The organism is Haloarchaeobius amylolyticus (assembly GCF_026616195.1).
GTDB lineage: Archaea > Halobacteriota > Halobacteria > Halobacteriales > Natrialbaceae > Haloarchaeobius > Haloarchaeobius amylolyticus.
Genome location: NZ_JANHDH010000001.1, coordinates 300,943 through 315,182 on the forward strand (window position 1 = coordinate 300,943; position 14,240 = coordinate 315,182).

Annotated in this window: 14 protein-coding genes and 2 tRNA genes; 8 read left to right on the forward strand and 8 right to left on the reverse strand. The window is 67.3% G+C overall.

Annotated elements, in window-relative coordinates:
- Window positions 1–42: 42 nt before the first annotated feature.
- The 3 genes from NOV86_RS01545 to NOV86_RS01555 all read right to left on the reverse strand — a co-directional run bounded on the left by NOV86_RS01545 (window position 43) and on the right by NOV86_RS01555 (window position 3,657).
- A complete protein-coding gene (locus tag NOV86_RS01545; RefSeq protein WP_267639466.1) occupies window positions 43–2,271 on the reverse strand; it encodes a sensor histidine kinase in 2,229 nt (742 codons plus the stop codon).
- Window positions 2,272–2,773: 502 nt separating this feature from the next.
- A tRNA-Ser gene (locus tag NOV86_RS01550) sits at window positions 2,774–2,856 on the reverse strand.
- Window positions 2,857–2,898: 42 nt separating this feature from the next.
- The gene (locus NOV86_RS01555) at window positions 2,899–3,657 is read right to left on the reverse strand and encodes a glycosyltransferase family protein (RefSeq protein ID WP_267639467.1); all 759 of its coding nucleotides are present in this window, start codon (window positions 3,655–3,657) and stop codon (window positions 2,899–2,901) included.
- Between the two features lie 125 nt (window positions 3,658–3,782).
- Between NOV86_RS01555 and NOV86_RS01560 the strand changes: the two genes are divergently transcribed.
- On the forward strand, window positions 3,783–4,001 hold the full coding sequence (locus NOV86_RS01560) for a hypothetical protein (protein WP_267639468.1): 219 nt from the start codon (window positions 3,783–3,785) through the stop codon (window positions 3,999–4,001).
- 8 nt (window positions 4,002–4,009) lie between these two features.
- Here the strand turns inward: NOV86_RS01560 and NOV86_RS01565 are convergent, their stop codons facing one another.
- Entirely contained in the window at window positions 4,010–4,630 is a 621-nt protein-coding gene (locus NOV86_RS01565; protein WP_267639469.1) for a uracil-DNA glycosylase, read from the reverse strand.
- A gap of 186 nt (window positions 4,631–4,816) precedes the next feature.
- On the opposite strand from NOV86_RS01565, the gene NOV86_RS01570 reads away from it, so the two are divergent.
- Complete coding sequence (locus NOV86_RS01570; RefSeq protein ID WP_267639470.1) at window positions 4,817–5,821, forward strand: M48 family metalloprotease; 1,005 nt, start codon at window positions 4,817–4,819, stop codon at window positions 5,819–5,821.
- A gap of 12 nt (window positions 5,822–5,833) precedes the next feature.
- On the opposite strand, the gene NOV86_RS01575 is transcribed toward NOV86_RS01570, so the two are convergent.
- From NOV86_RS01575 to NOV86_RS01585, 3 genes are all read right to left on the reverse strand, one after another.
- Entirely contained in the window at window positions 5,834–6,082 is a 249-nt protein-coding gene (locus NOV86_RS01575) for a DUF7976 family protein (RefSeq protein WP_267639471.1), read from the reverse strand.
- On the reverse strand, window positions 6,079–7,122 hold the full coding sequence (locus NOV86_RS01580) for an Mrp/NBP35 family ATP-binding protein (protein WP_267639472.1): 1,044 nt from the start codon (window positions 7,120–7,122) through the stop codon (window positions 6,079–6,081). Before NOV86_RS01580 ends, NOV86_RS01575 begins: the two co-directional genes overlap by 4 nt.
- Before the next feature lie 65 nt (window positions 7,123–7,187).
- On the reverse strand, window positions 7,188–7,406 hold the full coding sequence (locus tag NOV86_RS01585; RefSeq protein WP_267639473.1) for a TRAM domain-containing protein: 219 nt from the start codon (window positions 7,404–7,406) through the stop codon (window positions 7,188–7,190).
- A gap of 471 nt (window positions 7,407–7,877) precedes the next feature.
- On the opposite strand from NOV86_RS01585, the gene NOV86_RS01590 reads away from it, so the two are divergent.
- Together NOV86_RS01590 and moaA are read left to right on the forward strand one after the other, a co-directional pair.
- Window positions 7,878–9,767 carry an ABC transporter ATP-binding protein gene (locus tag NOV86_RS01590; RefSeq protein WP_267639474.1) on the forward strand — a complete coding sequence of 630 codons (1,890 nt, stop codon included), beginning with the start codon at window positions 7,878–7,880 and terminating at the stop codon, window positions 9,765–9,767.
- A 110-nt stretch (window positions 9,768–9,877) separates the two neighbouring features.
- Entirely contained in the window at window positions 9,878–10,876 is a 999-nt protein-coding gene (gene moaA, locus NOV86_RS01595) for a GTP 3',8-cyclase MoaA (protein ID WP_267639475.1), read from the forward strand.
- Window positions 10,877–10,897: 21 nt separating this feature from the next.
- Here the strand turns inward: moaA and NOV86_RS01600 are convergent, their stop codons facing one another.
- Window positions 10,898–12,274 (reverse strand): dihydrolipoyl dehydrogenase family protein, encoded by a 1,377-nt coding sequence (locus NOV86_RS01600; RefSeq protein ID WP_267639476.1) that lies wholly within the window; start codon window positions 12,272–12,274, stop codon window positions 10,898–10,900.
- 370 nt (window positions 12,275–12,644) lie between these two features.
- On the opposite strand from NOV86_RS01600, the gene NOV86_RS01605 reads away from it, so the two are divergent.
- From NOV86_RS01605 to NOV86_RS01620, 4 genes are all read left to right on the forward strand, one after another.
- A tRNA-Ser gene (locus tag NOV86_RS01605) sits at window positions 12,645–12,729 on the forward strand.
- 87 nt (window positions 12,730–12,816) lie between these two features.
- Window positions 12,817–13,326, forward strand: a complete 510-nt coding sequence (locus NOV86_RS01610) for a 30S ribosomal protein S13 (protein ID WP_267639477.1) — start codon at window positions 12,817–12,819, stop codon at window positions 13,324–13,326.
- On the forward strand, window positions 13,326–13,847 hold the full coding sequence (locus tag NOV86_RS01615) for a 30S ribosomal protein S4 (protein WP_267639478.1): 522 nt from the start codon (window positions 13,326–13,328) through the stop codon (window positions 13,845–13,847). The genes NOV86_RS01610 and NOV86_RS01615 overlap by 1 nt, the downstream gene beginning before the upstream one ends.
- On the forward strand, window positions 13,848–14,240 hold the full coding sequence (locus tag NOV86_RS01620; RefSeq protein WP_267639479.1) for a 30S ribosomal protein S11: 393 nt from the start codon (window positions 13,848–13,850) through the stop codon (window positions 14,238–14,240). It begins immediately after the preceding gene.

Below are 14,240 nucleotides of genomic sequence, written 5' to 3' on the forward strand. Positions count from 1 at the left end.
GTAATCGATTCCGGTGGATAAATCTCTGTGGCTCGCCGGGGCTCAGGGCAACTCGACGCCGGTGAACTCGAACCGGGCACCGCCGTCGATGCCATCGGTCACCGAGACGTCCCACCCGTGGGCCTCGGCCACGTTCTTGACGATGGCGAGCCCGAAGCCCGTACCGGACTCGGCGGTCGAGTACCCCGACTCGAACACCGACCGGCGCTCCGTCTCCGGGATGCCGGGGCCGTCGTCCGTGACGTAGAACCCGCCATCGAGGGGGCCGACGCGGACGCGAACCGACGGGTCACCGTCGTCGGGCGCCGTCGTCGCGTGTTGTACCGCGTTGCGGAACAGGTTCTCGAGGAGCTGGCCGAGCCGGCGGTCGTCCGCCAGGACCGTGCGGCCGCCCTCGACCGCGAGTGTGGCGTCCACGTCGTTCACGCAGATGTTCTCCCACGCCTCACGGGCGATGCTCTCCAGGTCGACCTCGACGAGTTCGTCGATGCTCCGGCCCTGCCGGGCGAGCGTGAGCAGGTCGTCGATGAGTGCCGCCATCTGGTCGTGCGACCGGCGGATCGCGTCGAGGTGCTCGCTCTCGACCGCGTCGCCCAGCAACTCGGTGTGGAGACTGGCGACCGTCAGTGGCCCCCGGAGGTCGTGGCTGACGACGCTCGTGAACTCCTCGAGGTGCTCGTTCTTGCGCTGGAGTTCGCGCTGGTTCGCGAGTTCGCGCAGTGCGGTGGCGACGCTCTGGCCGAGGATGGTGACGAGCGTCACGTCCGAGTCGTCGAAGGTCCGTTCCTCTGTCGCGCCACAGGAGAGCACGCCGAAGTCCGAAAGCGGGACGATGATGGCCGAATCCACCGGGACGTCGGCCGCCAGCCGCTCCTGTGCGAGCGACTCGAAGACCTCCGTCTCGCCCGTCTCGAACAGGTCCCAGAGCCAGTCACCACGCGGGTGCGTCGGCTGGTCGGTCTCCGTGTCGAGCAGGAGTTCCCGGTGCTCGCTCGTCTGGGCGGCCAGTGCCAGTTCGGTGCCCTCGTCGTTCACGAGCCAGACCGTCGGCATCGGGTAGCCGAGCAGTCGCTGGGCCGCGTCGACGGCGATGTCGGCGATCTCCTGTTCCGTCTCGGCCTCCAGCAATCGCTGGGTCGCCCCGTGGAGCGCCTCGACCTGCTCGGCGCGTCGCTCGCGCTCGGTCACGTCGAGCTTCGAGGCGACGATGTGGCTCACCTCGCCGCCGACGAGGACGGGCGCCAGTTTCGTCTGGTAGGTCCGACGCCCGCCCGGGAGCTCCAGCGTCTCACGGAACGTCAGGGGCTCCTGTCGCTCGTAGCACGCCCGGTAGTTCGCCTCGAGGGCCGCCCCGGTCTCCTCCCCGAGGACCTCGCGGGGCGTCCGCCCGCTGGCCTCCTCACTGCGCACGCCGAAGACCGACTCCACGACCGGGTTGAGTCGCTGGAACTGGAACACCTCGCCGCTGTCGGCGTCGATGAGTACCAGCCCGGCCTGGGCGTTCTCGAAGACCGTCTCGAACTCCTCCTTCAGCGCCGCTAGCTCGCGCTGTTGCCGCTTGCGGTCCGTGATGTCCGTGCTGAAGCCGACCAGTCCCCGCACCTGCCCGTCGTCGTCGAAGTACGGGAACTTGTTGTCGAGGAAGACGTGCTCCTCGCCGTCGATGTACTGGGTCGCCTCGGTGATGCGGTTCTCCTCGCCGGCCAGCACGCGCTCGTCCAGCATCTGGATCTGTCTGGCGCTCTCCTCGTCGAAGAGGTCGAAGTCGGTCTTGCCGACGATCTCCTCAGGCGTCATGTCGAAGAACTGGGCCCCGTACTCGTTGATGAACCGGTACGTTCCGTCGACGTCCTTGACGTAGATGGCCTCGTGGGCGTTCGAGACCACGGCGTCCAGTCGCTGCTCCTGGCGCTTTCGCTCGGTCACGTCGCGCGAACTGACCACCAGTTCGTCGGTTCGCTGGGCGTCCCGGTACTCTATCCGGACCGTCTCAATCCACCGCCACGAGCCGTCGGCGTGCCGGAACCGGTACTCGAGCGACGCAACCGTCTCCGGGTCCTCCAGCGCCATCTGGAGCCCCCTCTCGACGTGGCCACGGTCGTCGGGATGGACGTACTGCAGGGCGTCCTCCCCGACGAGTTCCTCGCGGTCGTACTCGAGGATCCGTTCGATGGAAGGGCTCTGGTACCTGATGACCCCGGCGGAATCGACGACTGTCACGATGTCCGTCGTGTACTGGAGTAACAGCTCGTCCTCCCGGGCCCAACTCATAAGTCTACTATAGTATTGTAGACAAGAGAGCATAAACTGAGTGCAGGGAGAGTAAGCCCGTGAGAGACTCTGTACCGCGACGGATGGCGGTTTCCGGTGCTATCGTTCGGTGGTCGCGCTCGGTGGTAGACGCGCAACCGATGTGGACAGTCCCGGAAGCGGTACTGTCGGGATGAGGCTGACGCTCTTCACGTGGTTCTCGTGAGAATGCGCTGGGACTGGGATTCGAACTCACTCGCAGCGGAGCTGCTCACGGCTACGCCGTTCGCCTCGCGGTTCTCGTTTCACTCCGAACCGCGCACTGCTCGCTGCTCGAATCCCAGCATGTACGCGTTCTCACTCGCCACGCTCGTCGCTGACGCTCCTCGCGTGGTTCTCGTGAAAAACGCGGTGGGACTGGGATTCGAACCACGGTCTCTCCGCTCACTTCGTTCGCTTCGCTCCCTGATTCGAATCGCCAGCATCTACGCATTGCTCCTCGCGGTAGCGCTCGGAGCAAATGCGGTGGGACTGGGATTCGAACCCAGGAGGCCGAAGGCCACCTGCTTTCAAGGCAGGCGCGTTAGTCCACTCCGCCATCCCACCCTCGGTCGGGTGTATCCCCGGAACCGTCTAAGACCTGTCGGTCTACTCCCGGACGAGCGTCAGGTCGCCGTCTTCCTCGACCACCGCCAGCCCGAGGTCGTCGACGAACTCGGTGGTGTGTGGCGGAACGATGCGGCCGGCGCGCTGCCGGGCGCGCAGGACCGAGACGACCGAGCAGAGGTCGTCCCCAGTCTCGACCGTCTCGTAGTTCGGGATGTAGTCGACCTCGAGGTCGGCGTCGCAGGCGCGGTCGGTGAGCGTCTCGACCGCCGGGCGGGCGAACGCGCCGTCGAAGTCGATGGGGTCGGTGAAGGCGCTGCCCCAGACGCGGCCGTCGCTGGCGGGTCCGAGGACCACGTCGTAGCGCCGGAGCTTCATCGAGGCGTTGTCGATGTCCTTCCGGCCAGCGAGGGGAGCGTTCCCGTCCATGACGAGCACGGACGCGTGCTCCTCGCGGTCGAGGAGGTGCGTGACGGTGTTGCCGACGCGGGCGTCGTAGGTGGAGCCGACCTGCACCTCGAAGCGCGTGTCGTCGATGTCGCCGAGGGCGTCTTCGGCGACGGCGCGGACCTCGGCCTCGGCGGTGCCGTCCTCCTTCGTGTGCTCGTCGGGGAGGCGGTCCTCGTCGCGATAGTTCACCAGGAGTTCGCCACCACTCTCGGCGGCGGCGCGGAAGGTGTCGGCGAGCATGGCCCGGTAGCAGTCGGCGGCCTCGGCGGCCGACAGGGGCGTCTCCTCGGCGAGTCGGGGCAGCACGAGGCCCTCGCGTGGCGGGTCGGCGAGGACGACCACGAGTGTCATACCCGAGTCTGGCGTCGCGGGCGTCTTGAACCCGCCGCTTCGGGTCGGCTTCGTCACACCGACGAGCGGGTCCACACCTGCTGCGACCGGGCGGACTTATGTGGGGCCGTCCCGTGGGATGGCACATGAACTGGTTGAAAGTTCTCGGCGTGCTGGTGCCCCTCGGCATCCTCGCGTCGGGGCTCGGCGCGCTCGCGACGATGGGGACGAACCTGGACGCGCTCACGGGCGAGGTGACACTGGTGGCGGTGGCTGCCGGCTTCCTCGTGGTCCTCGCCGTGATGGGTGCGGTGTCGGTCGTCGGCGCGCGCTCGAAGGAGTGGCGCGCGAACACGTACTGGTAGAACGCGGTTCAGCGACTCCTGCGACCCTTCGTCTGGCGGTAGTCCGAGGCCATCAGCGATGCGAACGCCTCGACGAAGGTCTGGGTGTCGTCCTCGGCCTGGTCGGCGGGGTGTATCATCGGCACGAGTTCGAACCCGCGCCCGCGGATGCGCTCGGCGTGGTCCGCCTGCAGGTCGAAGCGCTCGGCCGGGGTCGTCGTGTACTCGGTGGCGATCTCGAACAGCGCGCGCTCGCCGACGGGGACGATGACCTCCGGGTTGATCATCCGGATCTCGGCGTTGAGGTAGGGCTCGCAGGTGGCGACCTCCTCGTCGGTCGGGGGACGTTCGGGGTCCCGGCACCGGGTGAGGTAGGTCACGAACACGTTCGCGAGTTCGGGCTCGTCGGGGTCGCTGTCGGCCCGACAGAGCATGAGCCGCCGGAGGATGGAGAGGAAGGTCTCGTCGCGGGCGAACGGGACGCCGGCCTGCTCGGCGTCGGCCGACGGGCGCTCGCCGACGAAGAGGAAGTCCGCGCCCACGTCGCCGTAGCCGTGGACGACGCGCTCGCGCGGGCCGCAGAGGTCGCAGTTCTCGCAGTCCTCGTCCATCCCGAAGGGGTTGGCGAGGTCGTCTTGATTCGCGTCCACACCGGGTGCGAGGGCTGGGACGTGGGTAAGCGCTTCGGAGCCGCCACCGCCGGTGACGGGGCGTGCTCGGAAGACTTATGTCGAAAAGTTGCTAACTCTCGGCAGAGCCATGCGTCCCTCCAGTCCTCGACGATACCCCTGCCGGGTGCCAGACAGGCCGGCCCGCCTGCCGGAGGTGTCCGCCCGATGAGTGCGGCCACGAACACCGACCGCGGCCTCGTGGTCCGGATGCTGCTGACCCTCGTGGTCGTCGCCGCGCTCCCCGTGGTGTTCCTCTACGGCCTGCTGACGGTCCCCTTCGCGGTGCTGTCGCTGCTGGGTCGGCACCAGGGCGCCATCGTGCCGGCCATCTCCCCGCTGGTCGTGGCCGGGGTCGCCGCGGTCGCCCTCGTGATACAGTATCTCGTCGGCCCGTCGCTCGCGCTCCGCCTCGGCCACGCACGACCCGCCGACGAGGACGAGTACCCTCGCCTCCACGCCTCGGTGGGCCGCACCGCCCAGCAGTTCGGCATCCCGACGCCCGAGGTCCGGGTCGTCGACGCCAGCGCGCCGAACGCCTTCGCGGTCGGCCGTACCCCCTCGGACGCCACCATCGCGGTCACCGAGGGGCTGCTCGACGACCTCGACGACGACGAACTCGACGCCGCGGTCGCCCACGAACTCGCCCACGTCCGGAACCGCGACGCCGCACTGATGAGCGTCGCCTTCCTCGTCCCGACGGTCGCGTTCTTCGTCGCGAAACTCGTGAGTACCGTGTTCAACGGGCTCGGCCACTTCTGGATCATCCCCGGCGACGACGACTCCGGCGGCTTCCTCGTCGCCATCGCCGCCATCGTCCTCTCGCTACTGCTCATGGGCCTGCTCGCGGTCGTCTTCTGGGCCGCCGGCTTCCTGAGCTACCGGCTGCTCTCGCGCTACCGGGAGTACGCCGCCGACCGCGCCGCCGCCGAGGCGACGGGCGACCCGGCCGCGCTCGTGAGCGCCCTGACGACCATCGAGTCCGGGATGGAACGGGCGCCGGACCGCGACCTCCGCGACCTCGACGGTGGCGAGAGCGCGCTGTACATCGTGCCGCTGTCGTCGGAGATGGTCGACGAGCGCGAGGAGAAGACGCTGGTCAGTCCGAGGGTGTTCCCGTCGTCGCACCCGCCGACGGAGGAGCGCATCGAGCGACTCCGCGAGAAACTGTAGCGCGGACCGAGGTTACCGGCCCAGACCGCCGCGTTCGATGACGTCGAGGATGAACTTCACGTTCCGGAGGATCTCCTCGGGCGAGGTGTCCTCGCGCTCGTCGTAGAGGTCGCTCGTCCGGTAGAGGATGTTCGCGAGCTGGTCCGACTCGGTGCTCTCGGGGTCTTCCGCGCGGATCTCGTCGGCGATGTCGCGCAGGAACTGCACCTTCTCGGGGTCGGGCTCGAACCGGCGGTCGGACTCGTCCTCGGGCGGGCTCATCGGCTGTCGACGTGCTGCTGACGCTTGACGAAGCCGATGTTGTCCGCGACGGCCTCGGTGATGTCGCGGAAGGCCTGGCCCGTCTCGCTGTCGTGGTCGAGCACCACGGGTTTGCCCTCGTCGCCGCCGGTCCGGACCTTCGGGTCGAGCGGGACCGAGCCGAGGAACGGCATGTCGTGGGCGTCGGCGAACTTCTGGCCGCCGCCCTCACCGAAGATGGCGTGTTCCCCGCCGCAGTCCGGGCACTTGAACGAGCCCATGTTCTCCGCGATTCCGAGGACGACGGTGTCGTGCTTGCCGAACATCTCCAGGCCCTTGCGGGCGTCGTCGAGGGCGACCTCCTGCGGGGTCGTGACGATGACGCTCCCGGTGACTGGAACGGTCTGGAGGAGCGTCAGCTGGGTGTCGCCGGTGCCCGGCGGCAGGTCGATGACCATGTAGTCGAGGTGGCCCCACTCGACGTCCTCCCAGAGCTGGGTGAGGACCTTGTGGACCATCGGACCGCGCCAGATGACGGGGTCGTCCTCGCCGACGAGGAAGGCCATCGACATCAGTTTCATCCCGTACTTCGTCGGCGGTACGAGCTGCTCGTCCTCGGTCGCACCCGGCGGTTCGTCGGCGTCGACCATCCGCGGGACGTTCGGGCCGTACACGTCGGCGTCGAACAGGCCGACGCGGGCACCCATGTCCGAGAGGCCGGCCGCGATGTTCACCGCCATCGTCGACTTGCCGACGCCGCCCTTGCCGGAGGCGACCGCGATGACGTTCTCCACGTTCGGGAACACCTGTTCGTCGCCGGTGAGCCCGGTGTCGGTCTTCGCCGAGAGGTCGACGTCGAGGCCGGTGTCGGCGAGGACCTCGCGGACCTCGTTGGCCATCTTCGTCTCCTTGGGCGAGTAGGGGGCGCCGAGGGCCAGCGAGATGTGGACCTCGTCGCCGGTGACCTCCACCTCGTTCACCAGTCCGAGCGAGACGATGTCGTCGCCGAGTGCCGGGTCCTCGACCTGCCGGAGCCGGTCGAGGATCGCGTCTGCGTCCATGGCCGGGAGTCGGGGCGAGCGAGCGAAAAGGATTGTGTTCGTTCGCGGACCGAAACCGGGCGCGGTCAGTCGACCCCGCTCTCGTGGCGGACCAGCTCCGCGACCGCGTAGTCGGCCTCCAGATGGCGGATGCGTCCCTCGATACGCTCCCCGAGGGACGCGCCGGGGACGATGATGGTGAAGCCCTGTCGATGTGCGATACCGTCGCCCTCCTCGCCCGTCTCCTCGATCTCGAGGACGAGTTCGTCGCCGATATCGACCGGCGCTGAATCGGATGACTCCATACCAGACGGTCGGTGCCGGCCACTGGTAGGTGCCCGGCCCAATCGGATAGGACGGACGATGCCACACGTTCGACCGACGGCGGAGTGGTCGCCGCGCTATTGGAGCTCTGTGTTATACATGGACCATCTCGGTCGACCAGCGTGCCGAGACCGGGCTGTCGTTCGTGATGGCTGGAAGCACGGACGAACGACGTATGTGGTATGCTAACACCACTCAGTTAACTTGATGTGAAATGGGTGATATGACCGTGTAGAGGCAGACAGATGCTGACCCTCCGCCCCGCACTCGCTTGATTCTCTCGGCCGCCCGTCCCGGGCGGCACGGGCCTGGCTTCCCGCGGCCATAGCCGCGGCACTGCGGCTATCTCAGCGAAGCCACCACCCACGAGCCCGTTCACACCCACGAGCCGGTAGTATCGCCTGTACACCGCCCACCCTGTACCACGACATGACAGGATTCAAGACAAAACGATGACCGAGACGACACCGACAGACGACGAAGACGACGACACGTTCGAGGAGCAGCGAGACCGGGTCGACCGGCCGATGGTCCGACTGTTCCGCGAGTACGGCCGCGACCACTGGGTCGCCATCGTCGGCGGCGTCCTCATGGGTATCGCCGCCCACACGATGGCCCTGCTGCCGACGTACGTCCTCGCAGAGACCATCGACGCGGTCTTCCTCCAGACGAAGCCGCAGTACTCGCTCCCGCTGGTCCCGCAGGCGCTGGTCCCGGCGAGCAGGACCGGGCAGTTCTGGTTCTCGCTCGGGCTGGTCGGGCTGACGTACCTGAGCTCCTCGCTGTTCACCTGGCTGATGGGGCTGGGGCTGAACTCCTTCGCCCAGTCGGTCCAGCACAACGTCCGCGCGGACAGCTACGACGCCATGCAGCGACTCGACTACGAGTTCTTCGCCGACAAGCAGACCGGCGAGCTCATGAGCGTCCTGAACAACGACGTGAACCGCCTCGAGCAGTTCCTCAACGGTGGCATCTTCATCGCCACGATGCTGTTCGTGAACGTGGGCGTGACCGCCGTGCTGCTGGCGTACCTCCAGTGGCAGCTGGCGCTGCTGACAATGATCACGGTCCCGCTCATCGGGTTCTTCACGTACAAGTTCGTCCAGACGATCCAGCCGATGTACTCCGAGGTACGCTCGACGGTCGGGCAGCTCAACTCCAGGTTAGAAAACAACCTCGGCGGCATCGAGGTCATCAAGGCCAGCACGACCGAGGACTTCGAGGCCGACCGCGTCACCGACGCCTCCCAGGAGTACTACGACAAGAACTGGGACGCCATCACGACGCGCGTGAAGTTCTTCCCGGGCCTGCGCTTCACCGCCGGCATCGGGTTCGTACTGACCTTCGCGGTCGGTGGCCACTGGGTGCTGACGAACCAGGCCCCGCCGTTCATGAGTGGCACGCTCCGGGTCGGGACGTTCGTCGCGTTCGTCTACCTCGGCCAGCGGTTCATCTGGCCGATGAGCCAGTTCGGCGAACTCGTGAACCTCTACCAGAACGCCCGCGCCTCGGCCGAGCGTATCTTCGGCCTGATGGACGAGCCGAGCACCCTCGGCGGCGGCGAGGACCTGCCGGACCTCGCGGTCCACGACGGCACCGTCGCCTACGACCACGTCACCTTCGGCTACGACGACGAGGAGACCGTCCTCGAGGACGTCTCCTTCGAGGTCTCCGGCGGCGAGATGCTGGCGCTCGTCGGCCCGACCGGGGCCGGCAAGTCCACCGTCCTGAAGTTGCTGTTACGGCTCTACGACGTGGACTCGGGGGCCATCAGCATCGACGGGCATGACATCCGCGAGGTCTCGCCCGAGAGCCTCCGGGACTCGGTGGGCTACGTCAGCCAGGACACCTACCTGTTCTACGGGAGTGTCCGCGACAACATCGCCTACGGGCAGTTCGACGCCACGGACGAGGAGATCCGCGAGGCCGCGAAGGCCGCCGACGCCCACGAGTTCATCACCGACTTCGAGGACGGCTACGACACCGAGGTCGGCGAGCGCGGCGTGAAGCTCTCCGGTGGCCAGCGCCAGCGCATCGGTATCGCCCGCGTGCTCCTGCGCGACCCGGACATCCTCCTGCTCGACGAGGCGACCTCCGACGTTGACACGGAGACCGAGTTGCGCATCCAGGAGAGCATCGAGGACCTCGTCGCCGACCGCACCGTCGTCGCCATCGCCCACCGGCTCTCGACGGTGAAGGACGCCGACCAGATACTCGTGCTCGAGGACGGCCGCGTCGAGGAGCGCGGCACCCACGACGAGCTGCTCGAGGAGGACGGCACCTACGCCGACCTCTGGGGCGTGCAGGCCGGGGAACTGGAGACCATCCCCGGCATGGCCTGAACAGGTCGGCGCACCCGGTCACACCACCCCCATGACGTAACTTATTCTGGTTACATTCCCCCTTGCCTGGACACCGAACTTAATAACACTGATGCACAAGGGGTTGGTACATGCTGACAGACGAGTTCGGGCGCGAGGTCACCGGGGTCCGGGTCTCCCTCACCGACCGGTGCAACTTCGACTGTGTCTACTGTCACAACGAGGGGCTGGGGGACACGCGGGGACCGATGGACCCACGTGACCACGAGATGAGCGCCGACGACGTGGTCCGCTTCCTCGAGGTCGTCGCCGAGTTCGGCGTCGACAGCGTGAAGTTCACCGGCGGCGAGCCGATGCTCCGGCAGGACCTCGAAGAGATAATCCGGCGCACGCCCGACTCGATGGAGGTCTCGATGACGACCAACGGGACCTTCCTGCCCGGCCGGGCCGGGGACCTCGTCGACGCGGGCCTCGAACGCGTCAACGTCTCGCAGGACGCGATGGACCCCGAGGCGTTCGCCGAGGTCACGAAGTCCGGCGCCTACGACCGCGTCATGGAGGGCGTGGAGGCGGCGCTGGACGCCGGCCTCGACCCCGTGAAGCTCAACATGGTCGTGTTCGAGCGCACCGCGGGCTACGTCCCCGACATGGTCGACCACGTCGCCGCGAACCGCGGGCTCCGGCTCCAGCTCATCGAGTACATGCCCGAACTCACGGGCAACCCCGAGTGGGCCATCGACATCCAGCGGGTCCACGACTGGCTGGCCGAGCAGGCCGAGGAGATCGAACACCGCGAGATGCACGACCGCAAGCGGTACTGGATCGGCGGGACGCGGGCCTCGGGCGAGGGCGGCATGGTCGAGATCGTCGACCCCGTCGAGAACCCGACGTTCTGTGCGAACTGCCACCGGGTCCGGGTGACCCACGACGGCTACCTCAAGGGCTGTCTGAACCGCAACGACGACCTGAAGCCGATGGGCGACATGACGAAACCCGAGATCCGCGAGGCCTTCCGCCAGACCGTGGCCGAGCGCGTCCCCTACTACGGCGAGTACATGGTCCGCAACGGCGACGGCGAGTGGGAGATCAACGACGAGTACGTCGACGCGCCGCCCCAGACCTCGGACTGACCGCCCCGCAGGGGTCTCCTTCTACCGTTTCGACTCGGCGTCCCTGACGGCCTTCCAGACGACCTTCGAGAGCGACGGGTGGACGTGGACCGTGTCGGCGAGGTCGGGAACCCGCAGGCCGGCGCGTTTCGCCACGACGACCTCGTGCAGCAGGGTCGACGCCTCGTCGCCGAAGACGTGGAAGCCGAGTATCTCGCCCGTGTCGGGGGCGGCCAGCACCTTCGCGAACCCGACCTCGTACTTGCGGGCGCGCCCCATCGCGGTGTCCGCGAAGGTCGCCCTCCCGACGACGTACTCGGTCCCGGCCTCCTCGAGCGCCTGCTCCGTCTCGCCGACCCCGCCGATCTGCGGGTCCGTGAAGACCGCGTGGGGCATCGCCGCGTAGTCGACCGGCGTCTCGTCGGCGCCGAGCAGGTTCCCGGTCAGGAGCTCCGCCTCGTAGTCCGCGCTGTGCTTGAACATGAAGTTCCCCGCCACGTCGCCCATGGCGAAGACGCCCTCGACGGTCGTCTGGAGGTATTCGTCGGTCTCGAGGAAGCCGCGGTCGTCCGTCTCGATGCCCGTCGCGTCGAGGTCCAGCCGGTCGGTGTTGGGCCGGCGGCCGACCGCGACCAGCAGTGCGTCGCCGGTCACCACGAGGGGCTCACCCGTCTCGTCCTCGGCGTGGACCGTGATGTCGGCGCCGTCCTGCGAGACGCTGGTGACGCGCGCCCCGGTGTGGACCGTGTGGCGCTCGCGGGCGACCGCGGTGAACGCCTCGCCGACCTCGCGGTCCTCGTTGGGAACCAGCCGGTCGAGCATCTCGACGACCGTCACCTCGGTCCCCATCGACTCGTAGAAGTAGCCGATCTCGGCGCCGATGTACCCCCCGCCGATGATGACCAGGTGGTCCGGTTGCTCGGTGCGGCGCAGTGCCTCCCGATTGGTCATGTAGTCCACCTCGTCGAGACCGTCGATGGGCGGCACGAGTGGCCGTGACCCGGTCGCGACGACGATGCGGTCCGCCGTGATGGGCTCCTCCTCGCCTGCGAGGGCGAGCGTGCGGTCGTCGACGAACCGGGCCTCGGTCCGGTAGAGGTCGACGTGTTCGTGTTCGCGGTAGCCCTGCTCCATCGAGTCGGAGATGCCCGTCAGCGTCTCCGTCACGGCGGCCGTGGCGCCGCCGAAGTCGACGTCCTCGAGCGTGGCGTCGATGCCGAACCGGCCGGCCTCGCGGACCGCGTTCGCGGCGTCGGCGTGGGCGATGAGCATCTTCGAGGGGTTGCAGCCGAAGTTCAGGCACGTCCCGCCGATGGGCCCCTTCGAGACGAGGGCGGTCTCCAGCCCACTGTCGCCCGCTGCTCGCGCTACCTTGTTGCCGGTGCCGCCGCCGACGACGACGAGGTCGTAGTTCGTCATGGTATCCGTACAGTCGGGAGAGCGAGTATAGTCGATTGCCCGCGTGTGCGTGGCGAGCGCGAAGCAGGTTACCGATAGTATCCCAATATCTAGTCGTAACCGTACAGGTCGATACTCGCGGTCGAAGTACGCGACCAGCGTGTCGACCCGCCGCGGCTCGTAGGTCCAGAAGCCGTAGTCCCGGTTGGGTCCCCGGTGCTCGGCATGTCGTTCCCCGTGACGCTCAGCGCGGAGAATCCGGGGGCGTGACACTCCCTGACACCGGAACCGCGTTCCGTTGCCCTTAAGTACTGGACGGGAATACGTGTGAACGCAATACGCTGCAGGGGTGCCGCGCCCCGAGTCCGAGAGGGCGAAGATAGACATACGAGTTGTGGTAGCCAAGCCTGGCCCAAGGCGCAGGGTTGCTAACTCTGTGGCGTCAAGCCTCCGGGGTTCGAATCCCCGCCACAACGTCGGACCTTTCACACCGGCAATTGGGCACGGTGTGAGTCTTCCAACCAGACCGGAAGTGCGTCGAGCACTTCCTCCACTAACCACACATGAGTGCAGAAGAACCACAGGGCGAACAAGAGGACGAGGACCTTCGGTACTTCGTCCGCATCGGGCAGACAGACCTCGATGGGACGAAGTCGGTCGAACGTTCGCTCATCGAGATGAACGGCATCGGCCGACGGACGGCTCGAATCGTCGCCGAGGAGGCCGGCGTGGACCGAAAGGCCACGTTCGGGCTGCTCGAGGACGAGGAGATCGAAGCCGTCGTCGAAACCGTCGAGAACTACGCCGACGAGGTGCCCGACTGGCTCACCAACCGCCAGAAGGAGTTCTACTCCGGCGAGACCTCTCACGAGTTCGGGAACGAACTCGAGATGTCCCGCCGTCACGACATCAACCGCATGAAGATGATCGACTCCTACAAGGGCGTCCGTCACAAGAAGGGACAGAAGGTGCGCGGTCAGCGCACGAAGTCCACCGGGCGTACCGAGGGGACCATCGGCGTCAACGTCGAAGAGATCCGCGAAGAACAGGCCGAAGAAGGTGGTGAGGAATAATGGCGCTCGGCAGCAACACCAAGCTCTACGAGACGCCGAACCACCCCTTCCAGGGCGAGCGCATCAGCGAGGAACACAGCCTCGTCGACCGCTACGGCCTGAAGAACAAGGAGGAGCTCTGGCGCGCACAGTCCGAGCTGCGCGACTACCGCCGCGAGGCGCGTAGCCTGCTCGGGCAGTCGCAGTCGCTGGAGGAGGCCGAGGAGAACGCAGTCGACTTCCTCACCCGCCTCAAGCGCATCGGCGTCCTCAGCGAGGACGACCAGCTGGACGCCGTCCTGGCACTCGAGATCTCGGACATCCTCGAGCGCCGCCTCCAGACCGTCGCCTACCGCAAGGGTCTCGCGAACACGACCCAGCAGGCGCGACAGTTCATCGTCCACGGGCACATCACGGTCGACGGTGCCCGCGTGAGCGTCCCCTCGTACACGGTCGACGTCGACGAGGAGGACTCCATCGCGTTCGACGAGAACAGTCCGCTCGCAGACGAACTCCACCCCGAACGTGCGGAGGGTCAATAAATGGCAGAAGAAGACAACGACAAGTGGGGAGTCGCCCACGTCCACGCATCGTTCAACAACACCGTCATGACCGTGACCGACCTCACGGGTGCGGAGACCATCGCGAAGTCCTCCGGCGGGACTGCCGTCAAGCAGAACCGCGACGAGGCGTCGCCCTACGCGGCGATGCAGATGGTCGAGTCCATCGCGGACGAGATCCGCGCGGCTGGCATCGAGGGCCTGCACGTCCGCGTGCGCGGCCCCGGTGGCAACCTCCAGAAGTCCCCCGGCCCGGGTGCGCAGGCCGCGATTCGCGCACTCGCCCGCGAGGACTTCGAGATCGGCCGCATCGAGGACGTCACGCCGATCCCGCACGACGGCTCCCGAGCACCCAAAGGAAAAGGCGGGTTCTAA